26 protein-coding genes and 1 tRNA gene are annotated in these 23,537 nt (G+C 58.2%); 9 read left to right on the top strand and 18 right to left on the bottom strand.

Annotation, left to right across the window (positions count from 1 at the left end):
* Positions 1 to 88: 88 nt before the first annotated feature.
* The 4 genes from AArcSt11_RS08710 to AArcSt11_RS08695 form a co-directional block, all read right to left on the bottom strand.
* Positions 89 to 265, bottom strand: coding sequence for a 50S ribosomal protein L37e (locus AArcSt11_RS08710; protein WP_238479897.1), 177 nt, complete (start codon positions 263 to 265; stop codon positions 89 to 91).
* Positions 262 to 498 (bottom strand): LSM domain-containing protein, encoded by a 237-nt coding sequence (locus tag AArcSt11_RS08705; protein ID WP_250596351.1) that lies wholly within the window; start codon positions 496 to 498, stop codon positions 262 to 264. Before AArcSt11_RS08705 ends, AArcSt11_RS08710 begins: the two co-directional genes overlap by 4 nt.
* An 81-nt stretch (positions 499 to 579) precedes the next feature.
* A complete protein-coding gene (locus AArcSt11_RS08700) occupies positions 580 to 762 on the bottom strand; it encodes a hypothetical protein (protein ID WP_250596349.1) in 183 nt (60 codons plus the stop codon).
* Between the two features lie 114 nt (positions 763 to 876).
* Positions 877 to 1,932: a M20/M25/M40 family metallo-hydrolase gene (locus AArcSt11_RS08695; protein WP_250596347.1), complete on the bottom strand. Its 1,056-nt coding sequence runs from the start codon at positions 1,930 to 1,932 to the stop codon at positions 877 to 879.
* 113 nt (positions 1,933 to 2,045) lie between these two features.
* Here AArcSt11_RS08695 and AArcSt11_RS08690 point away from each other — a divergent pair, with 113 nt between their 5' ends.
* Positions 2,046 to 2,357 (top strand): hypothetical protein, encoded by a 312-nt coding sequence (locus AArcSt11_RS08690; protein ID WP_250596345.1) that lies wholly within the window; start codon positions 2,046 to 2,048, stop codon positions 2,355 to 2,357.
* On the opposite strand, the gene AArcSt11_RS08685 is transcribed toward AArcSt11_RS08690, so the two are convergent.
* Both AArcSt11_RS08685 and AArcSt11_RS08680 read right to left on the bottom strand, forming a co-directional pair.
* Positions 2,358 to 4,742 (bottom strand): heavy metal translocating P-type ATPase, encoded by a 2,385-nt coding sequence (locus AArcSt11_RS08685; RefSeq protein WP_250596343.1) that lies wholly within the window; start codon positions 4,740 to 4,742, stop codon positions 2,358 to 2,360.
* Positions 4,743 to 4,842: 100 nt separating this feature from the next.
* A complete protein-coding gene (locus AArcSt11_RS08680; protein WP_250596342.1) occupies positions 4,843 to 5,586 on the bottom strand; it encodes a helix-turn-helix domain-containing protein in 744 nt (247 codons plus the stop codon).
* A 95-nt stretch (positions 5,587 to 5,681) separates the two neighbouring features.
* On the opposite strand from AArcSt11_RS08680, the gene AArcSt11_RS08675 reads away from it, so the two are divergent.
* Positions 5,682 to 6,635, top strand: a complete 954-nt coding sequence (locus AArcSt11_RS08675) for a zinc-dependent metalloprotease (protein WP_250596341.1) — start codon at positions 5,682 to 5,684, stop codon at positions 6,633 to 6,635.
* Here the strand turns inward: AArcSt11_RS08675 and AArcSt11_RS08670 are convergent.
* The 4 genes from AArcSt11_RS08670 to purM form a co-directional block, all read right to left on the bottom strand.
* Positions 6,625 to 6,831, bottom strand: coding sequence for a DUF8527 family protein (locus AArcSt11_RS08670; RefSeq protein WP_250596340.1), 207 nt, complete (start codon positions 6,829 to 6,831; stop codon positions 6,625 to 6,627). The genes AArcSt11_RS08675 and AArcSt11_RS08670 overlap by 11 nt on opposite strands.
* Positions 6,831 to 7,205 (bottom strand): nuclear transport factor 2 family protein, encoded by a 375-nt coding sequence (locus AArcSt11_RS08665; RefSeq protein ID WP_250596339.1) that lies wholly within the window; start codon positions 7,203 to 7,205, stop codon positions 6,831 to 6,833. Before AArcSt11_RS08665 ends, AArcSt11_RS08670 begins: the two co-directional genes overlap by 1 nt.
* A gap of 61 nt (positions 7,206 to 7,266) precedes the next feature.
* Positions 7,267 to 7,818 carry a hypothetical protein gene (locus tag AArcSt11_RS08660; protein WP_250596338.1) on the bottom strand — a complete coding sequence of 184 codons (552 nt, stop codon included), beginning with the start codon at positions 7,816 to 7,818 and terminating at the stop codon, positions 7,267 to 7,269.
* Between the two features lie 76 nt (positions 7,819 to 7,894).
* Complete coding sequence (purM, locus tag AArcSt11_RS08655; protein ID WP_250596336.1) at positions 7,895 to 8,866, bottom strand: phosphoribosylformylglycinamidine cyclo-ligase; 972 nt, start codon at positions 8,864 to 8,866, stop codon at positions 7,895 to 7,897.
* Between the two features lie 119 nt (positions 8,867 to 8,985).
* On the opposite strand from purM, the gene AArcSt11_RS08650 reads away from it, so the two are divergent.
* From AArcSt11_RS08650 to AArcSt11_RS08635, 4 genes are all read left to right on the top strand, one after another.
* Complete coding sequence (locus AArcSt11_RS08650; protein ID WP_250596334.1) at positions 8,986 to 10,140, top strand: thiolase family protein; 1,155 nt, start codon at positions 8,986 to 8,988, stop codon at positions 10,138 to 10,140.
* Positions 10,137 to 10,514, top strand: coding sequence for a Zn-ribbon domain-containing OB-fold protein (locus tag AArcSt11_RS08645; RefSeq protein ID WP_250596333.1), 378 nt, complete (start codon positions 10,137 to 10,139; stop codon positions 10,512 to 10,514). Before AArcSt11_RS08650 ends, AArcSt11_RS08645 begins: the two co-directional genes overlap by 4 nt.
* A gap of 108 nt (positions 10,515 to 10,622) precedes the next feature.
* A tRNA-Glu gene (locus AArcSt11_RS08640) sits at positions 10,623 to 10,697 on the top strand.
* A 219-nt stretch (positions 10,698 to 10,916) separates the two neighbouring features.
* Positions 10,917 to 12,044 (top strand): tyrosine-type recombinase/integrase, encoded by a 1,128-nt coding sequence (locus AArcSt11_RS08635; protein ID WP_250596332.1) that lies wholly within the window; start codon positions 10,917 to 10,919, stop codon positions 12,042 to 12,044.
* Here the strand turns inward: AArcSt11_RS08635 and AArcSt11_RS08630 are convergent.
* Positions 12,041 to 12,946, bottom strand: a complete 906-nt coding sequence (locus AArcSt11_RS08630) for a tyrosine-type recombinase/integrase (RefSeq protein ID WP_250596331.1) — start codon at positions 12,944 to 12,946, stop codon at positions 12,041 to 12,043. The genes AArcSt11_RS08635 and AArcSt11_RS08630 overlap by 4 nt on opposite strands.
* A gap of 94 nt (positions 12,947 to 13,040) precedes the next feature.
* Positions 13,041 to 13,421 carry a hypothetical protein gene (locus AArcSt11_RS08625; protein WP_250596330.1) on the bottom strand — a complete coding sequence of 127 codons (381 nt, stop codon included), beginning with the start codon at positions 13,419 to 13,421 and terminating at the stop codon, positions 13,041 to 13,043.
* 438 nt (positions 13,422 to 13,859) lie between these two features.
* On the opposite strand from AArcSt11_RS08625, the gene AArcSt11_RS08620 reads away from it, so the two are divergent.
* Positions 13,860 to 14,495 carry an HNH endonuclease gene (locus AArcSt11_RS08620; RefSeq protein ID WP_250596329.1) on the top strand — a complete coding sequence of 212 codons (636 nt, stop codon included), beginning with the start codon at positions 13,860 to 13,862 and terminating at the stop codon, positions 14,493 to 14,495.
* A 723-nt stretch (positions 14,496 to 15,218) separates the two neighbouring features.
* Positions 15,219 to 17,432: a DUF7983 family protein gene (locus tag AArcSt11_RS08615; RefSeq protein ID WP_250596327.1), complete on the top strand. Its 2,214-nt coding sequence runs from the start codon at positions 15,219 to 15,221 to the stop codon at positions 17,430 to 17,432.
* A 256-nt stretch (positions 17,433 to 17,688) separates the two neighbouring features.
* Here AArcSt11_RS08615 and AArcSt11_RS08610 read toward each other — a convergent pair whose 3' ends face one another.
* The 4 genes from AArcSt11_RS08610 to AArcSt11_RS08595 all read right to left on the bottom strand — a co-directional run bounded on the left by AArcSt11_RS08610 (position 17,689) and on the right by AArcSt11_RS08595 (position 21,696).
* Positions 17,689 to 18,609: a metallophosphoesterase gene (locus AArcSt11_RS08610; RefSeq protein WP_250596326.1), complete on the bottom strand. Its 921-nt coding sequence runs from the start codon at positions 18,607 to 18,609 to the stop codon at positions 17,689 to 17,691.
* A 55-nt stretch (positions 18,610 to 18,664) separates the two neighbouring features.
* The gene (locus tag AArcSt11_RS08605; protein ID WP_250596325.1) at positions 18,665 to 18,880 is read right to left on the bottom strand and encodes an exodeoxyribonuclease VII small subunit; all 216 of its coding nucleotides are present in this window, start codon (positions 18,878 to 18,880) and stop codon (positions 18,665 to 18,667) included.
* A 47-nt stretch (positions 18,881 to 18,927) separates the two neighbouring features.
* Positions 18,928 to 20,304: an exodeoxyribonuclease VII large subunit gene (gene xseA / locus AArcSt11_RS08600; RefSeq protein ID WP_250596324.1), complete on the bottom strand. Its 1,377-nt coding sequence runs from the start codon at positions 20,302 to 20,304 to the stop codon at positions 18,928 to 18,930.
* A 141-nt stretch (positions 20,305 to 20,445) separates the two neighbouring features.
* A complete protein-coding gene (locus AArcSt11_RS08595) occupies positions 20,446 to 21,696 on the bottom strand; it encodes an RNA-guided endonuclease InsQ/TnpB family protein (protein WP_250596323.1) in 1,251 nt (416 codons plus the stop codon).
* A gap of 196 nt (positions 21,697 to 21,892) precedes the next feature.
* Here AArcSt11_RS08595 and AArcSt11_RS08590 point away from each other — a divergent pair, with 196 nt between their 5' ends.
* Positions 21,893 to 22,039 carry a hypothetical protein gene (locus AArcSt11_RS08590; RefSeq protein WP_250596322.1) on the top strand — a complete coding sequence of 49 codons (147 nt, stop codon included), beginning with the start codon at positions 21,893 to 21,895 and terminating at the stop codon, positions 22,037 to 22,039.
* Between the two features lie 181 nt (positions 22,040 to 22,220).
* On the opposite strand, the gene AArcSt11_RS08585 is transcribed toward AArcSt11_RS08590, so the two are convergent.
* Both AArcSt11_RS08585 and AArcSt11_RS08580 read right to left on the bottom strand, forming a co-directional pair.
* Positions 22,221 to 22,733 (bottom strand): PIN domain-containing protein, encoded by a 513-nt coding sequence (locus AArcSt11_RS08585; RefSeq protein ID WP_250596321.1) that lies wholly within the window; start codon positions 22,731 to 22,733, stop codon positions 22,221 to 22,223.
* The gene (locus AArcSt11_RS08580) at positions 22,734 to 23,036 is read right to left on the bottom strand and encodes a hypothetical protein (protein WP_250596319.1); all 303 of its coding nucleotides are present in this window, start codon (positions 23,034 to 23,036) and stop codon (positions 22,734 to 22,736) included. It abuts the gene before it with no gap.
* Positions 23,037 to 23,537 lie beyond the last annotated feature (501 nt).

Below are 23,537 nucleotides of genomic sequence, written 5' to 3'. Positions count from 1 at the left end.
AGGATATACACATACGTGGATACCATCGTGAGAACGAGAGACATAGCTATCGCTCGTCAACTGGGAGTAGAGAGAACCGTCGTGGAGCTTAGTTGTCGCCAGCTTTCGACTGCCAGGCGTAGCTACGTTTGCTCTTGGACTTGCCGAAGCCACACGACGAGCACTTCTTCTTTTTAATGTGATAGGACTTCTCACCACAGCGTCGACATTTGACGTGGGTGGTCTTGTTCTTTTTACCCTGGCTTGGGGTTCCTGCACCAGTCATGGGATGATCGAAACGACGTTATCGCCGCGTATAATGGTTGTGTCTTCGACTGGCGGCTCCGAATCGCCCGTCGGATCCTCGGGCGCGGGGACTTTCATGGCGTCTTCAAGCACGAGGTTCATGTGCTGATCGTAGCCCGTCAGGTGCCCTTCGTAGATCTCGCCGCCCTTCAGCTGAACCTGTACGTCTTCGCCGAGAGACGCTTCGAGTACGTCGAGGGGTCGTCCACTCATACGCTCATACCCTCGCGTGATGGGCATAAACGTACCGGGTTACAGTGGGATCCGACGACGAAGTCGCCGACTGCTCGCCGGTCACTGCTGTCCCGGGGGCCCACCATGGGGGTGATCGCCGTTCCCATCGCCACCAGCCAGTAGTTCGCCGTTTCCGCTCTCATCGATCAGCCGCCGGAGGACGTCGTCCGCCGAGTCGAACGTTCCGCCGAGCTGGTCTATCGCCGCTTTCGTCTCGTCGTCGATCCGGATCGTCGGAGACATCGTTTCAGGTGTTACATTGTAACATTATGTACTTTGTGCCAGATGTTACAGGCGCAAGGCTAACCGACGGCGAGAGTAGGCTCAAAAACAGCATGATTGCGACGGCGGGGCTGGCTAGACGTCGACAGCGAACGCCTCGTACTCGCTGGCGCGCTCGGCGAAGGCGGCGAGCAGCTCGACGCTCGCGGTCAGGTCCTCGGTATCGACGACCTCGACCGGCGTGTGCATGTACCGGTTGGGCAGACCGACGTTCAGCGAGGGGATACCGCCGCGCTGGACGAAGAAGGCGTCGGCGTCCGTCCCGGTACGGATCCCGGCTGCCTCTAGCTGGACGTCGACGTCGGCGTCGTCGGCCGCTTCGCGAACCGCCTCGACGACGACCGGGTGGTTCGTCGTTCCTCGCGAGACCACGGGGCCACCACCGAGTTCGACGTCCGCCGCCCGATCGGACGGCGCGTTGGGGTAGTCGGTAGCATGTGTGACATCGACCGCAATGGCGGCGTCCGGGTCGAGATCGAAGCCGACCATCTGTGCACCCTTGAGCCCGACCTCTTCCTGGACCGTGCTGACCGCGTGGATCGTCGCGTCAACGTCGGCCTCGGCGGCCGCTCGTAGCGTCTCCGCGGCCACGAACGTCCCGACACGGTTGTCCATTCCCCGCGCGGCGACCAGACTCCCCTGTAGCTCCTCAATGGTCGAGGAGAACGTGATCGGATCGCCGACCTCGACGAGTTCGCGGGCCGCCTCGCCGTCCTCGGCCCCGATATCGATCCGTTGCTCGCGGATCTCGTCGTACTCCTCTTTGCCCGCATCCCGCAGGTGGATCGCATTCTGTCCGACGACACCGCTGACCGGCTCTTCGCCGTGAATCGTGACGTGCTGGCCACGCGTCACCGTCCGATCGGAGCCGCCGAGTCGGGCCATCTGGACGAAGCCGTCGTCGTCGATCCGGCGCACCAGAAACCCGATCTCGTCGGCATGGCCCGCGATCGCGATCTCCGGCTCCCCGCCCTCGACGGTCGCGACTGCATTCCCGTACTCGTCAGTTTGTACATCGTCGGCGAATTTAGAGACGTAGTCGATCCAGACGCGCTGGCCAGCCGTCTCGTAGCCAGTCGGACTCGGCGTCGTGAGCAGTTCGTCGAGAAACTCCCGCTGTGAGTCGTCCATACCCGAACTTGTTGTCCCGGTGTTTCAAGCCTGTCGTCACGGCAAGGCTGTCAGGAGACGTGATACGTCGTGACACCCTCATTCCTAAGTTCCGTCTCGTCCAACTAGCAGGTATGGCAAAGATAACGTTGTTCGAGTTCAACCCGCGTGGACGCATCCAGATCGGCCCCAGCGGTCCCGACGACGAGGGACTGTTCTCGGCCGATATCGATCGAACCGACGAGGACGGAGGAGAGGAAGCGGAAACGGCGGAAGAAGACGATAGTGGCCTCGGCATCGCAGCAGTCCTGATCCCGCTGGTCATCCTCGCCGTCATCGGCGTCGCAGTGAAGACGCTTCTCGGGGGAGACGATGAAGAGGAGGAACTGGAACTGGACGAGGAAGAGGAGGGTCCGGTCAGCCGGTTCACTTCGACGACCGAGTGACTACTCCTCGATGAACTCTTCCGGCGTCACCCGCGAGAGCCGCATCGCGTTGCCGGTGACGCCGAGACTCATTCCCATGTCACCCACGATGACTGCCACGGCGACGCTGACGTAGCCGAAGGGGACGCCGATTGCGAGGAGGGCCTTGACGCCGAGGCTGGACCAGATATTCTGGCGGATTACGCTGTTGGCCCTCTGGGCGAGCGCGTACAGGTAGGGCAGTTTCGCGACGTTGTCGCCCATCAGCGCGATATCGGCAGTCTCGATGGCGGTGTCGGTGCCCGCCGCCCCCATCGCGATACCGACATCTGCCGTCGCCAGCGCGGGCGCGTCGTTGATCCCGTCGCCGACCATTGCAACCGAGCCGTACTCGTCCTGCAGTTCCTCGACGGCCTCGACTTTCTCCGCGGGCAGTAGACCGGCGCGGTACTCGCCGATCCCGAGTTCCTCGGCGACCGCTCTTGCCGTGCCCTCGTTGTCGCCGGTGAGCATTACCAGCGGGCCGACACCGAGGCGGTGAAGCGCGTCCACGGCGAGTCGGGCCTCGGGTCGGATCTCGTCGGCGATGGCGATAGCCCCGAAGAGCCGCTGGTCAGTTCCGACGAGGATCACCGTCTTGCCCTCGGCCTGCAGAGCGTCGATCCGGCTGCGGAGCGACGGGGAGTCAGTATCGGACACATCCTGCCCCCCCGGCAGGGCGTCCTCGCCTACCGCCGACACGCCGCCGTCGGTTCGCTGGGGGCCGGCAGCCGATCGATCGAGATCGAATCCGAGCTCCTCGAACAGTCCCGGTTTTCCGGCGTAGTAGGCCGTCCCGTCGATGTCTCCGCGGACGCCCTTGCCGGTGAGGCTCTCGAATGCCGTGACAGCTCGCGGTTCGATTCCCGCCCCGTTTGCCCGCTCCAGAACGGCCTCGGCGATCGGGTGCTCGCTGCGCCCTTCGAGCGCTGCGGCTCTGGCGAGCACGTCCTCAGGCGAGTTCTCGCCGATCCCAAGGACGTCCGTCACGGTGAGTTCGCCAGCGGTGAGCGTCCCAGTCTTGTCGAAGGCGACAGCATCGACCTCGCCCATCGCTTCGAGGTGGTTGCCGCCCTTGATCAGGACACCATTCCGGGCTGCGCTTGTTACGCCGGAGGCGACGCTGACCGGCGTCGAGATGACGAACGCGCAGGGACAGGCGATCACAAGCAGCGTCAGCCCGCGAACGAACCACACCAGTGAGTCGTCGCCGAACGTGTGCTCTAATCCCGCGAGTCCAATCGTTGCCGTGCCGTCGATGATCAATGGCGGGAGGAACGCGGTCAACAGCGCAAGCACGACCACGACCGGCGTGTAATAGCTTGCAAAGCGATCGACGAACTGCTCTTTCTCGGTCTGTTTGGCCTGTGCGTCGTCGACGAGGTCGATAATTCGGGCGAGCGTCGTCTCACCGGCCTCGCTGGTCGTCTCGATCTCCAGATAGCCCGCTTTGTTGAGTGTGCCCGCAAAGACCTCGTCGCCGCCGGACTTGTCGACGGGGACGCTCTCGCCGGTGATCGGCGACTGGTCCACCGAACTCGACCCCTCGACGACGGTTCCATCGATGGGGATCTTCTCGCCCGGCCGGACGATAACACGCTCACCGACCCGAACGTCCTCGGCGGGGATGACCACCTCCTGTGGTTCGCCGCCATCATCGTTCCGGAAGACAGTGGCTTCCTCGGGCGACAGCTCCAGCAGTTCACGCAGCTCGTCGCGGGTCTGATCCATCGCATAGCGTTCGAGCAGTTCCGCGATACTGAACAGGACCGCAAGCGTCGCCGCCTCGATGTAGAGGCCGATCCCCGTCGCGGCGACGATTGCGGTCCCCATCAGGAGATCGATATCGAGACTCCGGTTTCGAGCGGAGTAGTAGCCCGATCGGACGACTGGAACACCGGCCGCAGCGGTCGCAGCGAGCAACGCGGCGTCGGCAACGGTGAGCGTGACAGCGGTCGTCGAGACCAGCGTGGTGTTCAGCCCGGTCAGGACGAACGTCAGCGCGAGTCCGACAACCAGAAAGACTGCGCCGATCCACGTCTTGATAGCCCGGGGGCTGGTCCAGACGTCCGCGGAGTCAGCGACTCCCGACCCACTGACATCGGTCCCGTCCGACCGCTCGACAACCTCGTAGCCAGCACTCTCGACGGTGGTCACAACGTCCTGTTCGTTCGCGCGGTCCGCAGCATAGGTGACAGTAACAGTCCCGGAGGTCGGCCGAAGATCCGTCGTCGCTACGCCATCCACGTCCGACAGCGCGTTCGCTACTTTGCCCGCGCAGGAGGGGCAGTCCATATCAGGGACGGAAAGTCGGAGGGTGACATGTTCGTCCGCGACCCCTTCGTCATCCATACGACTGGCAGTCATCACTCGTCGCTACGGAGCAGATGGGGATACGAGTTTCTTGGAATACTCCAACTTTCTGTTTGGAATACTCCAACCAAGGCTGAGATTTGGTTCGACAGCTTCAGAGCAGCGCGGAACTGCTGTCGGGCGAAAAGCGGCGTGAAACGCGCTCTTTTGCCAGATGCGCCTCGGCCCGTCGGAGCCGATAGGTCAGCGTCGACCGTGGGACGTCAAGGCGCTCGGCGAGTTCGCTGACGTCGACCTGCCGGGGCGTCTCGTAGTAGCCGTGCTCGACAGCCGCCTCCAGCGCAGCCTCCTGTTCGGGAGCGAGTCCACCGTCGTCGGTCGACTCGGCGGGCGAGGGGGCGTCTGTCACGCGCCGGATCTCCAGTTCGGCGCAGTCGCCGACGATCCGTCCGAGCTCGTCGACGAAGGAGCGAACATCCGCGGGTCCGGAGTGGATGATCCGCCAGGTGTACTCACGCTCACTGTGGCGAGTCTCGAAGAGCGCGCCCTCGCCCAGATTGTCGAGGGCCGTATGGGGAACCGACGCACAGTCCGGGGTTCGCTTCCAGTAGGAGTAGAGCACGAGCGTGTCGTCGGTGTGTTCGAGGACGTGCATCGTCTGGGTCGCGCCGCAGTGGTCCGTCGCGAGACAGTCGGCGTAGTAATCCGCGGTGAGAAAGGCGTCCTCGATGGCGTCGAGCGCGTCGGGCGAACCGGTCGCGTGGTCGACGCGCCAGAGGCTCGACTCGGTGGCGTGCAAGGAGAGCGACCGGATCTCGGCGTCCGGATACTCGGCCAGCGTGTCCGCCACCGCGTTACAGCCCGGATGATAATCGAGCGTGAAGACGAGTTCGCGCATACCGGACGTAGCTGCTCGACGAATAAAACGGAACCGGGCGGGGGCTGTGGACAGGTGGGCGAACTGTTTTCCCCGCCCGTTCCCTAGCTGTGAGCGTGAACCTGTATCGTAGCGTCCGCGCGGTGACCGGGGCCTCTGGAGATGGCGCTGTCGACTGGGACGCCGTCGCCGAGGCGGCCCGCGCCAGCACCGACCCCGGATCTCTCGACGTCTCCGCGGCCGAACGCGAGGCGTACGCCGACGACGTCCGTGACGCCCGCACACAGATTCGTTCGGTTGGCGACCTGTCCTTCGACGTCCCCGACCGGATCGAGATCCAGAACCGCCACCACTGGATCGATGCGAACGCCGACACGTTTCGGCGTGTCATGCGGCCAGTCGAAGCGCACACGACCGTCGCGATTCCGGGCGTTTCTCGGGTCGTCAACACCGGGACGATGAGCTTTATGCTCGCCTTCCTCGGCCGAAACGTGCTCGGTCAGTACGACCCGCTTTTGCTCGCAGACTCAAACGATCACGCGCTTTACTTCGTCCGGCCGAACATCATTGACGTCGCCGAGAAACTCGACGTCGAGTACGACCGGTTCCGCCGCTGGATCGCGTTCCACGAGGTGACACATGCGGCCGAGTTCGGTGCCGCACCGTGGCTCACAGACCACCTCGAAGCGACGATGGACGACGGGATCGAAGCGCTCTCCAAAGGCACGCTCGACCGTGAGGCCTTCGAGGAACTCGACGCCACGATGACCGTCGTCGAGGGGTACGCCGAGTTGCTAATGGATCACGCCTTCGACGACGAGTACGCCGACCTCCGTGAGAAACTCGACGCCCGTCGACAGGGTCGCGGGCCGCTCGCGAAGTTCGTTCGCCGGACGCTCGGCCTCGGGATGAAACGTCGCCAGTACGAACGCGGGAAAGCCTTCTTCGAGCACGTCGCCGAGCAACGAGATGTCGAGACCGCGAGTAAGGTCTGGGACCGACCGGAGAACCTGCCGACAGGCGAGGAGATCGACGATCCCAACGCGTGGCTCCGACGGCTCAGCCTCTGAGCATCCAGAAGAGGTACTGCATCAGGGCCGCGCCGACGACCGCTCCAGCGAGTGTTGCCACGGCGATCCCGGTGAGCGAAGCATCGGCGTAGACGGCGGTCAGACCCCCCGAGAGCGCGATAAGAACGACGAATCCCCACTTGATCTGGCTGTAGTCGTTCGGTTCCTCGATCTCAGCTCTGGTAGGTCCGACCATTATAGCTCCCACGGCGCGCTGACGTGCATGCTCACGAACTGCCAGTCGCCATCCTGTGTCTCCAGCGTCCCGGACCACCGGGACTCGAACGAGAACCGTTCGCCAGTGCCGGTGTCAGTCCACGCCATATCGACGAAGTCGGCGAACCAGGCATGGCTCTCTTGTTCGGTGACCGTCAGATCGGTCGACTCGACGCGCCACTCCTCGGTCGTGCGCGTTTGCTCCGCCAGTGCTTCGGTGATCTCCTCGAAGCCACGGAGCTGTTCGCTGATCCCGAACTTGACGGCAGCGGGGTGGTCCGCGAAGTACGGACCGAGGGGATCGCCGTTCCGCACCGCGGCGTAATACTTACGAACCGTCGTTTCGGCGCTCATATCCCAGAAAACGTCCGGCGTGAACTTGAAGCCGCCGAAGCCGCCACGAAACCTCTGTAGCTCAGTAAAACCCTCGGTCGACGTCGCCCTCGTCTACGAGATCGTCGAGTTCGGTGTCGAGTAACTCCTCGGCTTCCTCGAACGTCGAGGCCAGGTCGTCGAGCTCCTCGGGCCGGTCGTACTGGTCGTACTCCATCGGACCGAAAGCAGGACTCTCCAGTACCTCCATCACGTCGTCGAACAGATCGCCCGGCGTCGTCGGGGCGTCCGAGTGGGCCTTCAGCACTTCTTCGAGGTTACTGACCTTCTGTTCTGCGTCGCTCTCGTCCTCGGGGGGACGCTGGACGGCAAAGCGTCCGGCGTCGTGCTGTTCGGGGAGATACGAGCCAATCTCGTCATCGATTTTCCGTGCAACCTGCGTGCCGACGCCGCGCACCTCGTAGGGGTTCTTCGCAAACGTTTTGATCTGGTAGACGCCGCCGACGGGATGTCCGATATACATGTCCTCGCCGACGCCACCGCTACGATCGCCCGCGACGGCACGCCAACCCTCCGGATCGACGCCGCTGTCGACGACGTCCTCGACGATATCCTGCCAGTCGCGTACGCGCATAGCTACAGTGTTGGCGCGGGTGCAGAAAGAACGTATCGGTTCGTGCGATCCTCCCGTCGTCGATTCTCACCAATCGCTACAGCGAGAGCCCGCGAATTTCGACGCTCTCACCCTCTTCGACCGTCCCGATGACCTGCCCATCGGTCGCGTCGGCGAGCGCGTCTGCTTGCTCCTCGGGCACGGCAGCGACGAAGCCGGTGCCCATGTTGAACGTCCGGTGCATCTCCTCGTCGGCGACGTTGCCCAGCTCCTGGACGAACTCGAAAACGTCGTGGGCCGGACACGGGTCGGTGATCTCGTAGCGGTGCTCGCCCATCCGGGTGAGGTTCGTCCAGCCGCCGCCGGTGACGTGAGCCGCTGCGCGGGCGTCGTGCTCACGCAGGGGTTCGAGCAAGTAGGTGTAGATACGGGTCGGTTCGAGCAGCTCCTCGCCGACGGATCGGTCCGGGTTCGGCGGGAACGGATCCGTGTACTCGTACTCCCGTGTCACCGCGGTCCGCGCGAGCGTCAGCCCGTTCGAGTGGATGCCGCTGGACGGGAAGCCGACGAGAACGTCGCCCGGCTGTGCCTCCCCGTCGAACGTCTGCTCCTTGTCGACGAGTCCGGCGCAGGTGCCCGCAAGGTCCAGCCCACGGATCACGTCGGGCATCACCGCGGTCTCGCCGCCGAGCAGTGAGAGCCCGGCGGCCTCCGCACCCGCTGCGAGCCCGTCACCGACCTGCTCGGAGAACTCCTCGCTTGGCTCCTCGACGGCGAGGTAATCAACGAACGCCACGGGGTCGACGCCCGCCGCGACCAGATCGTTGGCGTTCATCGCGATACAGTCGATACCGACCGTCGAGTAGTCTTCGAGCGCCTCTGCAACCAGCAGTTTCGTCCCGACGCCGTCAGTGGCCAGACCGAGGTACTGGTCGCCGATGTCGAGTAATCCGGCATACTCGCTGTCGACGACGTTGCCGACGGCGTCGAGCAGCGCGGCAGTCGCCGCCTCGCTCTCCTCGATGTCTACCCCCGCATCCGAGTAGGTGAGTCGCTCCTCGTCAGTCATACCAGAATCCGCGCCCGCGGCGAGCAAAAGACCACCGGTCTGTCGCGCGGATGAACCGAGCGAGAGGATCCGCTTCCGAACCCGCGGCTTATATTATCCCGTCGTGAGAGGGACCTCACATGGATCGCGTGGCAGTCATTGGCGCGTCGATGACACAGTTCGGGCAACGCGACGCCTGGATCCGCGAGCTCCTCGCAGAGGCGGGGGAGGCCTGTCTCGCGGACGCCGGTGTCGCACCCGACGACGTCGAACATCTGTACGTATCGAATATGGCAAGCGGCGAGTTCGAGGGACAGACCGGGGTCCCGAACGCCCTCGCTCACGATCTGGGGGCCATCCCCGCCTACACCCAGCGAGTTGACCAGACGAGCTCCAGCGGCGGGGCAGGGATCTACGCCGCCTGGCAGTCGGTCGCCAGCGGGGCGAGCGACATGACGCTGCTCGTCGGCGGCGAGAAGATGACCCACCGCACTACTGCGGAGGCCACCGACGTAATCGCCTCGCTGACCCATCCCGCAGAGTACAAACACGGCGTCACGCTGCCGAGCTTCGCGGGACTGACCGCACGGCGCTATCTGCACGAGTACGACGCACCGCGAGAAAGTCTGGCGAAAGTCGCCGTCAAAAATCACAAAAACGGCGTCGACAACCCTCACGCCCAGTTCCAGAAGGAAGTCAGTCTGGAGACCGTGATGGACTCGCCGGTCATCGCCGATCCGCTCCGGTTGTACGACTTCTGTCCGATCACCGACGGCAGCGCCGCGCTCATGCTCTGTCCTGAATCAGTCGCTGCGGAGTACACCGACAACTACGCGGTTATTTCGGGTATCGGCGGCGCGACCGACACGCACGTCGTCCACGAGCGCGAGGACCCCACCGTGATGGGTGGCGTCGTCGACAGCGGGAAAGAAGCGTATGAGATGGCCGGTATCGGGCCGGACGATCTGGACGTCGCCGAACTCCACGACATGTTCACGATCCTCGAGTTCCTCCAGATGGAAGGGCTCGGAATCGCCGAACAGGGCGAGGCCTGGAAAGCCATCGAAGACGGACGGACGGAGAAGACCGGTGACTTGCCGGTCAACACGTCCGGCGGCCTCAAGTCCAAGGGTCACCCACTCGGCGCGAGCGGCGTCGCACAGGGCTACGAGATCTACAAGCAGGTGATCGGCGACGCCGGGGCGCGTCAGGTTGACGCGGATATCGGCCTCGCGTGTAACGTCGGCGGCTTCGGCAACTGTGTCATCACCACGATCATGGAGGCAGGACAATGAGCGACGATGAGCCAGAACTGACGGCACAGCGCTACGATGACGGTACTGTTTCGTACCCCGGACACCCGCGCGGGCTGAGCGGTGCCGAGGCGACGGAGTCGGTCGATTTGACCGACCGGACCGCAAAGGTCATCACGTGGACGACCAGTACGGCGACGCCACCCGGCGTCCGCGAGCCGAATACGATCGCGATCGTCGAGTTCGACGTGGACGGTGAACCAGTGCGGGCGCTCGGACAGATCGTCGACGGCGCGGATGTCGAGATCGGTGACACGGTCGAACCGGTCTATGCCGATGACCTTCGTGAACCGGGAGCGGGGATCCGCGAACCGGACAGTCAGGAGTGGGACGGCTTCCGGTTCGAGCCTGTCTGAAAGCCGTCTACTTCTCCCCAATATCCGATCCCAAGCCACGGCAGATACCCACACGGCGCGGTGAAAACGGAACTATTAAACACATCTCCCCGCTACCGATTAGTACACGCTCCGATGGTGTAGTCCGGCCAATCATATTGCCCTCTCACGGCAATGACCTGGGTTCGAATCCCAGTCGGAGCACTCCTATCTTCCTCCCATCCGGTAGTTTTCACCCGTGAGTTACAAGTGATTAACTCATGCTCAAGGTCAATGCGGTTCAGAAGACGCGTCAAAGTCGCCGCCCTCTTGCGATCCGGGTGAAATTAAAGGCAACGAAGTTAACGGGGCAAAATCCATCGCCGTCTTGCGATCAGCGAAATCGATGGGCAACGAACCGGGTTCCAAATCGGAGGGCAGGCAATGAATAACGACGAACAGGCAACCACCCCCCTCAAAGGGGTCACTGTCGTCACGGAAAACTCAGAAGAATTACTTAATGAACGACAACTCGTTGACTACCGAACGCAGCGAGAACACTGTCTCGAATGGCTGCTGGTATTCGGCAAAGACCCAAAGCACGCTGAAGGGTATGCGAAGACAACGGTGAAGAACCGGGCGTATCGAATGGACCAGTTCTACCGCTGGGTCTGGCAAGAAGAAGGAGGCTACACGTCCAGCGTCACGCTTGCTCATGCCGACGGATACCTGAAGCACCTCGCCCGACAGGAGAACTCGAACGCTCACAAGAGCGCCTGTCGCAAGGCGGTGATGATGCTGTATAAATGGCGTCAGCACGAGCGTGGCGGCGAAGAGTGGGATCCGGAGATCACGTTCTCTCGCAAGAACCAGTCGACAACGCCGAGGGACTACCTTACACGAGAGGAACGCCCGAAGATCCGGGATGCAGCACTCGAATACGGGAGCGTACCCAAGCGTGAGAGCGTGTACGGTGATGAACGCGAGCGCTGGCGTGCATACCTTGCCCAGCGATTCGAGAAACCGAAAGAGGAACTCACCGAGGAAGACTGGGAGCGGGCGAACAGCTGGAAGATCCCTAGTCTGGTCAGCGTGAGTCTGGACGCGGGGCTGCGCCCGATCGAAGTCGAACGAGCCCGTACATCGTGGGTGGATCTAGAGAACGGTGTGTTGCGAATCCCGCGTGAGGAGTCATCGAAAAACGTCGAAAACTGGATCGTGAGTCTTCGAGACCAAACCATCGAGATGCTGGAGTACTGGCTCGAACAGCGGAAGGTGATCGACAAGTATGATGATACAGACGCGCTGTGGCTGACGAGGCGGGGGAACCCGTATCAATCGGCGTCGCTCCGGTCGGTACTGCATACGCTGTGTGAGTACGCGGACATCTCTGTCGAGAACCGACAGATGAGCTGGTACTCTATCAGGCACTCGGTTGGAACCTATATGGCCCGTGAGGAGGGTCTCGCAGCAGCGCAAACTCAGCTCCGACACCGGAGCCCTGAGACGACGATGAAATACGATCAGGCACCCGTAGAGGACCGCAAAAACGCACTGGATCGGATGGGCTAGTCGTCCGAAGTCGACGAGCGATCATCCGGCGATTCTTGGTCTGACAAGATTTTGCGGGTGATATCGACTTTTGCTTCGCTCGTATTATCGATGACGGCGTCGATGTGTACATCTCCCCCTCCAGCGTCAGTCACAACTTTATCCGCGTCGCTTGATGATCTCGATACCTGATCACTGGTGTTGTCGGCATCGTCGTCCGCGTATGGGTTGTACTCCGGATCTTCAGCAGCTCGCTTTGCCTTCCGACGACTCTTGTTGAGAGTTTGTTGTCGTTCTTCGGCAGCCGAATCACCGTATGTAGAGACGGTAGTTTCGAATGTTTCGTGGCGAAGTTGATCGTTCACTTGCGCTAGACTGCCGTCCGATTTCATATGTCTGCCCAGGGTGTGCCGGAGACTGTACCATCTCACTTCGCGGTCCTCAGTCGGTATGTCGGCTTCCTCACAGAGCTTCCGCACGATATTACACAGGCTCCCTGACTGGTACGGGTTCCCCTCTCTGTTGAGCCAGAGTTTATTGGATCCATCATACTTTGCGAGGTGTCGTCGCTCTCGTACCCAGCGACTCATCCACTCACACGATTCGTCAGACAATGCTACCTCAAACTTCTCTCGCTCTTTTGCAGCCTTCTCAGGGGGAATCTTCAAAATCTGTTGATCTGGTTTATACCAACTGACCTCTGCTTCTTCGACTTCGGCCGGGAGTAGGCCAGCGTCGTGTCCAACACTGATGAGTGCAGAGATTTTACTACTCTGGTCTGCCCGCTGCCAATCCTTTCGCGTAACAGCTCCCTTTGGTTTGCTTAGTCGCTGTGCAACGAGGCCGTTGATCCGATCGCGTTCTTCCGGTGGGGTGTCGTAGTAGGACGGGAGTTTATGGTACGATTGCGCTGCTTCAAACAACAACCCCGTCTCCTCGTATGAGAATTCAGCAGCTGACGTGTGATTCCCGTCTGTAAAATTGACTCTCGGCCGCCACTCAAAGTCCAGAGGCCCCTCATGGTATCTCCAACTGATAATACTTTCTCAGCGCGTCCGAGAACTTTCTTTTCGAGGCAGACGAGTAATCCCCGCCATTCTCTTTCTGTAGCTCATCCCGTGCCAATAGCAACAGCAGTTCGTCTGCTTGGTCGGGGGTGAGAGAGGCCTTGTCGTCTGGGTTGAGGTACTCGATCGCAGCCCTATGGAGCTGGTCGAGTCGACGATAGTAATTATCAGCATTCGATTCCGCCACCGGTTCGTGCTTGAGCGGGGATTTCCCCTTCTCTCTCATCCAATCATACCATTCTTGACGCCTTTTTTCGACGTGATCGGCGTCCTCTCCGACCATTCCTTCCAACGCGTCTGTTATCTCCTTGCTTCTGTTTTCTGTATCCATAATCGCTGTAAATGATTTTAATTAACAGTTACGTATAAATCCTCGCGCCAGACTGCCAAAATACTCGCCATCGAAGGGCAATAAATGGACATATGTGTGCCCACAATATGAACTCCCGGCTGACAGCATGACCGTATCGCCGTTCAGGTCTACACTCCACTAACAGAGGTCTCTTTTTAGGTTGCCTTCCCCAGAGTGATGGCTCAGGATGGGCTAGTTGTATGTACAACCAGTCAAAATACCCCGTTACGGAAGACGACCGACTCGAAAGAGCGGACACGATGAGTAGGAGGGATGACTATGGGTGCATGTCAAAACTGTGGATCGCAAGTGACGGTGGGATTTGTACACCACTTGAGTATAACCCCGACGGTACGCACGGAAGTCGATAGTGCATATCATGGCAAAAATGCCAAACGATAAAATAGCTCAAGACTCATGACGGGAAAAACGCCCGATAGCGGTAGGCACGCTTACACTGAGAATGAAGATGTTCAGGACGATGATCCCGCGACAGTTCGTGAGTTTCTTGACGAGGTGGATGTCGATCCTGCCGCCCTGGAGAGTGTTGACGATCTGCAGGAGGTCGTTGAGCTGGACATCTTTACGGAGGAAGAGGAGACGATCGACCCAGACGATGTCGATCTTGAGGAAGTCCTTGATGCCCCCGTAACTGTCGAAGAAAACCGGACTCAAACGGGGGTCGTCCGCCAATCGACGCAGGACTACCCTCCTGATTGGGATCGGCGTCGACAGCGAGTGTACAGCCGTGACGACTACCAGTGTCAAAACTGCCGTCGCCGAGGGGGGCCGTATGGTGATGTCGAATTACATGCTCATCACATCGTTCCGAAATCACGTGGTGGGGTTCACCGCTTCGAGAATCTCGTTACGTTGTGTGAACCATGTCACGATGCCGTTCACTCGGGAAATGCGATCGCACCGACGGCGATTACGGAAGCCGAAGCCGAACCGTCTACTTTCGCGGAAGTGCTCGCTGGGATGAAATCTGCGAAAACGGCGTACCGCCGATGGAAGCGGATGTACCGAAAGTTCTCCCGGCTAGGTCCATAACTCACGATAGTTCCGATTCAGTTGTACTGACAACCTCGCCGAGACAGGATACCGCGTCGAAGCGTCGGTCAATAGCAACCTTCGACGTGTTGCTATGACTGAACATCACGTTTTCGGTGAAACATACTCGACAACCGTGGACGTGACCGAGGGGTGGCCTATCGCCCTCAAGTGAGCTGGTCTATAACCTGAATTCCCGGTACTGGTCGTTAGATTGCTTGGTCAAGATTGTGGACGAGACACGCAAGAGGAGCACCGGAACACTGGATTGAGCGGTCAGTCGCTTAGAGTATGGAATCGGCCAACGCAGCGTCAATTCGGTCAACGGTGTTTCCGTCGTCAGACCCAGGTTCCGATAGCTCGTCAAACAAAGCTGCGAGATCGGCTATGACATCTGGATCCAGTATTCGTGGGTCAATGACCTGCACATTGCCGAGTGATCCGGACGTTCTGCCAGACTGAACTACGTGTCCGCGCGTAGAGCGTTAATCAAGAAATCACATAAATTCCTGTCGTTGATACTACTTACTGAGAATCAACTCGTTAGACAATTCGGCTGGTTCTCTACCAGTCAGGTTTAACAACCCGATCCAATCTTGCGACATCCTCTACTCGATATCGACCGAATCAGGTAGTGACCCACCGCACGGCGATCGACAAGGTTCTTAATTAGACCATTACATCAAAATGTTTTTCACTAGTATTGACATTATACTCTAATTCATGGCAAAGCCACCTAAGTTGGTCCGCAGCACAGATGACGAACTTCGGATCAAGGCCTCTTTTCCAAATGGCCGGTATACGTTCTCGCTTCGTCCAGAGGCAAAGCAACTGCTGACCGAGTTAGGATACAGCTCCGGCGATACCTTGCCTTGGTATTTGTTCAAAGCGTTAGCCCTCATTGGAGACGCCTGGTTACCGAATACGGGTGGCTCGTTTTCTGATGATCTCGCGGTCCCGGACGCGCTGACTCCCATGCGGAGTGAGGAAGCGGCAGCTCTAGCTGATCATCTTCAGGGACGCCGTGTTGGCAGGGATACCCGAGAACAGCTATCTGACGTAATTGCCGCCTCAGCCTTGGATCAGCATCTTTCAGTTGCTGATTTTGAATTCAAAGAAGACTGGATAGCGCAGACCGACTCCTTGGTCTCTGATACAAGTAACAGTGATCCGATTGAGCAAAAGAAGAAACATCCAGCACCGGATAAGCAGTCGCCGTCGCTTTCACTTCTCCACATAGGAAAAACGACGCTTGGCCGTAAGAACATGGGTAGAGTTGCGCGCAAGTCCGATTATCTCGACGCTTTTGCCCAAGCTGTTGATACTGCTATCGACAGACAAGTCGATGCGGTCCTCCATACAGGCCATCTATTCCAGAGCCGAAAGCCTGACCGCGAGACTGTCTCTAATCTACAAACAGAGCTGAAAAAGCTCAAAGACAACTCTATACCGTTCTATTTTGTGTGCGGGCCAAAAGAAGCCGAGATTCAGTCAACCGTACTGGAGAGCCTTGCAAGAAGCGGCTTCCTGAAGCCAATCGGGGGACAGACTGTCGAACTGGACGATGGTCTGACGCTGGTCGGCATTGACGACGCTTCACAATCAACTGTGGAGGAGATCGCTTTCACGGAGGTCTCTGAGGACGAGACACTGTTAGTTGCGTGTGGCGGCACCGATGTGGGCCGCTCCAACAACCGTGTGATCCAAGCGGTCGAGCGTCGGGCACCTTCACAGCCGATAGCGTTCTTTGCCGGCAAACGGGCACATCCAGTCTGTAAAGAACATGCTGGAAGGCATCTCCTTGACCCTGGAAGTGTCGAGCATATTCTATCGCAATCGACAATAGAACAAGCCCCACCGGAGTGTGGGGTCAACGAGTACTCTATCTCGGATGGCACCTTACAGATGACTCGACACGAACTCGATACTCGCTCATTCAGTACGTTCGAGTTCGAGGTCACAGGGTCCACAACTCTCGATTCAATCCGGACAACGATAGAACGCCACGATTTGCAGAATCAGGCTGTACTCGCAGTCTTAACCGGATCTGGGTCTGAGGTGAAGAAGCCATCTCGGAAAGCGGTTCAATCTCTCATTGGGGACCACGCATACTGTGCTCGGGTCTATGATGACCGAGCAACCTCTGACAACGAAGACGAGAAAGAAGAGGGTCCACAAAGCGCAACTGCGGACGATAGTCAGGGGGCTGCTCTGCAGGAAGTTCTGGAAACAGTAATGGGATTAGAGACGGAGCACCCCTTCGATGTTTCAGAGATGGAGACGGAGACACTCGCGGATCGCTATGCATTGTTCTCCAAGGCAAAATCACAGATTGACGACCTTCGGACGGACGTACGAGATGAGCTAGCATCACGAGTCGGGCCGGACGAAACGGTCGCGGGTGAGTTTGGGAAAGTAGTAGGGACGGAAAGTCGCCGGCGTTCGTTACGAGATGATGAGACAGTCACCGAGGTACTTCGTAACCACGGCGTCCCAGCTGAGCAGGTTACTGTCGAAACATTTGATCCAGAAAAAATAGACCAGCTTCTTGAGAACGAAACTGTCCCAATCACAGAAGAGGAGATCTTTGAGATTACAGAAAGCAAGTATATTCGCCGGCAGGAACTTGATTTGGAGGACGGCGTCGACTCAAAGACAACGACAGGGCAACGAGAGGCTAAAAGCGATCACGAATCGAAATCACACAAGGTATACTTGGGGAATGGAGCGCCAATTGGTGGATGGATACCGGTTGAGAGATCGGTAGTTGAAGACGAAATTGTACCCCTAATAAAGAAGCATAGGGGGGCGGGTAGCGATGGGACAATCTCAGTGAACTTCAGCAGTGATGTCTCAATTAGTGGATGGAGTCATGTCGATGCAGATGTCGTCACGGAACAGGTGCTGCCGCTGGTAAAGCAGTACCGTACCGACTAATTCGTACTAACAGAATCGCAATTTCAACTTGACTTTGTCTTCTGATACGCCGTGACCAGTAGTAGTACGCATATCGTTGTGAACGTAGAATTTTGTTCCGGCGCCCTTACGCAGGCTGGTGAAAAACATCGTCCGCACAGCAGCCGATAATTTAATATACCAGAGTTATACTCCAGAAAAATCCATATTCAGACGCCCCGGTCACAAATGTAGTTTGAAAGATAGTACAGCACTCTATTCCTTACACATAGTCCGTCTATTCCACTTCTGAAAAGAACGTACACGACGCTGACTCGTCCTCTTTCCGGACCACAACACCCACGTCATCAGGCGTTTCGACAATGACGCCCTCACCACCGATAGAGCCCTGGTTTTTCCGGATGACGTTGCCACAGATCACGTTCCCATCGCGGGTGGGCTTTCTCTGTCGAGTATGTCCGACAATTTGTTGTGGAGCATCGTCGGACAGGTACTGGTAGTCGAGCCAGAGAACACCCGCACCTGGACCACGTCCGGATGTCCCACCGGTTCCAAACACTGTCGGATATTGATCGACGAGCTCCTGTTGTACCTGTGCCCATTCGCCATCGTTCATTGCAACGAGTAATTTCTGTGCAGCGTCCTGCAGTGATTGATTCAGTGACGAGACATCGATCGGATCGTTGGAACCCGCGTGCGCATACGTGTGCTCGTACCCCTCGAACGCTACGGAGACGCGCCCTTCACGGATTGCATTGTAGTACATCCGGCTGACCGATGGGGGCTGGTTCCCGACGTACCAGTGAGGCCAGTGAAGCACATCGGGAACCAGTAGTGCCATTTCGTGGTTCCCAAGGTGATACCGGACATGCCCAGGTGGTGCCTCAGACTGGAGACGCCACACTAGGTCGAGACACTCGTCGCTGGCAGGCCCGCGGTCAACCATATCACCATTGAACACAAGAACATACTCGTCACCACAGGCCCAGTGGAGGCGACCCTGATCATCAGCTTCGACGATTGGATCGAACTCATCAACTTCTCCGACAGCCAACAGTGCACTGCGAGCACTCTCCAGGTAGCCGTGGATATCGCTAATTTGGACGATCGTCGGAGGGGCTTCTGATGCTGAGTTTCTGAGATCTGCAACGCTGTCGACGTGACACGACCCGTCTGTTGCTGCCGTCGGAGATCCCATTCTTTACACCACAGTGTAAGCAGTCTCTCAAAATATATTCTCGGTCCCCAACTGCTCAGTGATCTTCGGCTGTGCTACCAGCACCGTCTATTTCGATTAATTCCCCATCATCCACATCCAGTGCCTCCCGCAACGCCACGAGGTGGTCATCCGCCTCCTCGCGGAGTTCCCTGGCGGTTTCCAGCCCAACGTCGCCGTCTTCAAGTGTCTCAGCAATCTCTTCGAGACGGTCGATCCGCGACTCGATATCGACATCCTCGTATGCGGCCATGGCGGGAAGATGATAGTCCAGCAACTTGGCTATGTGGATTTCATAATTTAAATCAAGAACAACACAACCAGTGCAGCTCCGAGGAGTAACAGCCCGACTAGAATAGCAACGACGATGCGGAGTCGCCGTGCTTCGGCCGTCCCAGCTTCGATCTTGGCGTCCGCCTCCATCTCTCGATACGCGTTGTCAATTCGGGCATTAAATGCTGAGAGTTCCTGGTCGACGCGATGCTGGTACGCTCTGTCGATCCGTGCTTCAAGATCACCGACACGCCCTTGGACAGCCTGAGCCGTTACAGCATCCGTTTCGGCAGCATGTTCGATGTCTCGTAATGCTGTGTCAATTCGCTGGTCAAGCGTCGTCAACCGAGTCTCGACGATGGCGGTGTATGCTGATGCAATGCGCTGATCGAGATCGCTAAGTCGTTGCCGTGTCGCCGTCTGTGCTGCAATTTGTTGCTCAAGCGCTGAATACGCGGTCTCGATGCGGTGCTGGTACTCAACAAGTCGTTCCTCGGCAAGTGCTGCATACGCACTCTCTACACGGCGTTCTACCTGCCTGACGGACTGTCGAACCGAGTCCATATTCGGCGTCGTCGCCACACCCGCATCGGTCGGCGTCATCGCTCGCCGGTCGGCGACGGCTTCGGCGAGCGTCTCATCGTCCTCGTGACCGATGGCAACCACAACGGGAGTCGATGCATCAGCGATTGCACGGACGACCGGTTCTTCGTTGAAACACCAGAGGTCAGCATCGGACCCGCCACCACGCGTGACGACGATTATATCGACCGAAGAGTCGCGTTCGAGTCGTTGGATCGCGCCGACAAGCGATGGAACAGCGTTCTCTCCCTGGACTGTCGCGCCGCACAGTTTGATCGTTACCCCCGCTGCGCGCGCTTGAACGCTACTCACGAAGTCTTCACGCGCGGACCCCGACAGCGACGTTACGACACCGATACACTCCGGATACTCCGGAAGCGGACGCTTTCGCTCCTCGGCGAGCAATCCCTCCGATTCCAGTTGGGATCGCAGTTGTTCAAGTTCCTGTGTGCGCGCGGAATCACCGGCCGGCCAGTAATCTGCTACGACTAGTTGCGTGTTCCCTCGTTCTGCATGAAAATCAACCGAGGCCCGGACGATCGCTGCGGTTCCCTCTTCGAGTGGCTGCTCGAAGGTTGCAACTGATTGGGACCACGCGATACACGAAATCACGGCCTCGTCGTCGATATCCCGCAGCTCGAAAAAGGTCCCAAAATCGTACGAGTTGACGTCCGAAATTTCTCCGTAGACATACGTGGGAAACCGATCGATGGCGTCTGTCAGGACTGCGTCGAGTTCAGCGTTGAGTCGCGCGACGGACCAAGCACTCCCTTCCAACGCGTCGACATCGAAATCGGTCGACTCCTCGTCTGTCCCAGCCATTGTAAGACTGGTTCTGACACAGTGGGTAAAGTTCTGACGAGACACTTGTCCCTCAGGCAAGACGAACCCAGGAGTAACGGTGACATCCTCCCCACCGTGAACGGTGGGGCTTCCCGTACCGCAGGTGGGATATTTGCCGGTTTACGATACGACCTGTTCTCTCGTGTTGAACGTCCCGCTCTCGCGGTCGAACAGGTGTACCGATGGCTGTGCCACACAGCCGTTACTCCTATCCTCACCATGAGGACTCGGAGTTATCTTCTGTCGCATGTTCTCCGCCCCGTTGCAATCCGCGTTCCCGACCAACTCGCACGACGAACAAACGTACAGGCCACGTTCGACACGGTTCGACTTCGTGTCCTCACCACACCGGGAACACGTCTTCGAGGTGTCCCACTCGTTCTCTTTCAGCACCTCAACGCCACGCATCTCGCCTTTGTATTCGAGGTACTGGTAGATGCGGTCGAACGCCCAGGTGTGGAGTTTCTTGTTCCCAGTCTTCCCCCAGTCTGACTTTCGCACGTCTTCAGGCCAACTCACCGCGAGCGTACCGACACCACGTTCGACACACTCCTTAATGATGGTGTGCGTAAGCGTGTGGTAGAAATGCGTTTCCCGATCTGCGAGTTTCCGACGTGCCCACATCGACTTCTCTGACGGACTGTCCTCGCCCTCAGTATCGTACTCAGTTCGGGTGAAGTAATGTTTGTCCTGTTTGAGCGAGTTTCCGGGGTACAGCACGTATTCGTCGGGGAACGCGACCGTGGCGATGTTCGTGATTCCGAGGTCGATTCCTGCAACGCCGTCGCCCGCGGAATCGTTGGTTTCGAGTTCAACCTTGCAGACAAAGTGCAACTCCCACTCGTCACCGTTCCAGACGGCGCGAACGTTTTGCACTCGGTTGACTTCCGAGAGATGAACGTCTGGGCGCGTCTGGTATTCACAGAGAATGAAGTCCGACCAATTCTCCTTGAGATTCGAGCCTTTACTGAGTCGGACGCGGTTGTTCTCGGGGTCGTGTTTGAACCCGTCTTCTTTGAACGTGACTGTACTCTTGGGGCGTCTGTCGCGGTGTTTGCGGTAGCCGGGCGGATTCGCCTCATCAAACTTGTGTCGCAGGTCGAACCACGACTGGAAAGCGTCAGAAAGTTCTTCGATGACTTTCTGACTGGATTGTGCGTTCAGATCTTTCCAGCACGGCTGGTTCTTCATGTAGGCTTTGAGCGTTCCCTCATCTGGAATGTCCCCAGTCTCATCCCAGATGCGGTCGGCTGTCCATCGTGCAACGTTCCAGATTTTCGAGGCAGAGTCTCCAAGCGAATCAAGGCCATCACAGACCTGTCGCTGGTTCTGGATGGAACCAACGTAGGTGCGAGTAGCCTCAATCGCCATACATAGCCTATGTAGATAAATCCACTTATTGATTCGGATTACCGTTCAATATCCGGTCTGCTATCGACGGTGGATCGTGTAGTTGGGTGACGCGATTCACGCCCGGCGTAAACGCCGGGATTCTCTCGCTGTAAGAAAATAGGTCATCCGATACACGTCCTCGCATTCATATTACAAGCCGAATCCAACACCGCTGATGGCAGAATACACTCGGCTTGAACGGATCATCATCGCTGTAGCACTAACTGAATTTTCCGCACAGCACGAACAGACGGACCCTGAACTAGCAGAGTATGCCGAGCGGCTCGCCGAAGAACGGCTCGACTGGCACACAGCGGAATAACGGTCGAGTGGAAGAAGTGGCAGGAGTTCGAGGTCAAAGATATCGGTAGCAAATGGTAGCTCATGGGAGTGAACCTGGTAGTATGCGTGTTCGGGTATCGATTCCAACGACATTCACAGAACATTCCATCATCGTGATCTTCGACGTAGCAGACCGAGAACAGAGGACGATAGCATCGATGTCAGTGCTCCTCGAACAACGATCGGGCCCGTTGCACGTAGCTGTTTGTGCCCCAGCTACGGGCATCGCTGATTGTATCGAGAAGGAGCTGTGCATCGGCTGCTGATAGCTGTTCAGTTCGGACGAGCATCGCGAGGAGCGTTGGCGTAGTGACGAGCCGTGTGTCAGCAAGCGAGGCGTGAATCAAGCCAAGCTGGTTGAACTCGTCACAGAGGAAAAGCGCAGCATCGAGGTCGTTTGCGAGAGTAACGGCCGCGTTCTCGCCATCGTCAAGCGGAAACTCGGCGTCAAGCGCAATTGACCGTGTCTCGTACGCTTCGGTTCGATCGAGGGCTATAGATGTAGCACGACCGTGCGCGTCATCATACGAGGCGATCTCGTTGAGCTCCTCAAGGACTTTTGTTGGGACGACGACCTCGTAATTGGCGAGACAGAGCGCGAGCGGATCAGGATCACTGTCAGCAACGATTCCGAGATTGACGAGTGCGGAGGCATCGGCAACGAGCGTCGACATCTATGCGTCAGCAACCTCGTCGATGAAGTCCTCGTCTAACTGCTGTTTCAATACACGAAGATTTGCTGCCTCTTCAGCACCAACGAGTGATTTGAGTTGCTCGACGGTGATATCGTCGTCGTAGTAGGCGGCCGCGATCTCCTGGGTCAGCGCGTCGTCGTGCGTGGCCTCTTGTAGATACTCCCGGAGCGCGGTCACGAGGATGTTCGTCCGATCTTCGCCGAGCACCTCCGCGAGGGCGTCGGTCCGGTCGATGAGCCGGTGGGGTGCCCGGAACTGGACGCGCTTCTTATCGCCACTCATAATGTGTACATTGTGAGCCAGCTTACTTAGCCCTTGTCGTGTGTACAACATGAGCCAACGGGGCCGGGCTGTGGCGGGTGTCAGTCGGACACAAAATATATCGAATACGCGGCCCTGTTGAAATCCTTAGCCAATGATAAGTTCCAGTGATTGTACGGAATACAGAGTGTCAACCCAGCAGGCGACGAAAGTTCTATTCACGTAGAAGCAACTGAATCAGCTGTTAGGTAGCCGTGCGTACTGACCGCTGGAGTCCTGTCGTCTTCAGATCATGTTTGGCTATCTTGTAAGATTCAACCTACTTTGGCGGCCCTGTTGTTTAATACTATAGTTTGGGACGGTCAAATAGTCCAATATCACCGACTTGTTTAGTAAACGGTGGATGGAAGATGCATTCATTATTGGTAGGATCTGCGGCGAATAATAACATAAAGAATACTATTTTAGAGCGTGTCATAGAATCAATCACAGGGTCTTGAGCTTCGTCCGTCCGGGATTGTG

This window comes from Natranaeroarchaeum aerophilus (genome assembly GCF_023638055.1).
GTDB classification, from domain to species: domain Archaea; phylum Halobacteriota; class Halobacteria; order Halobacteriales; family Natronoarchaeaceae; genus Natranaeroarchaeum; species Natranaeroarchaeum aerophilum.
Note: the sequence above shows the minus strand (reverse complement) of the source record. Positions and strands in the feature narration are given on the sequence as shown.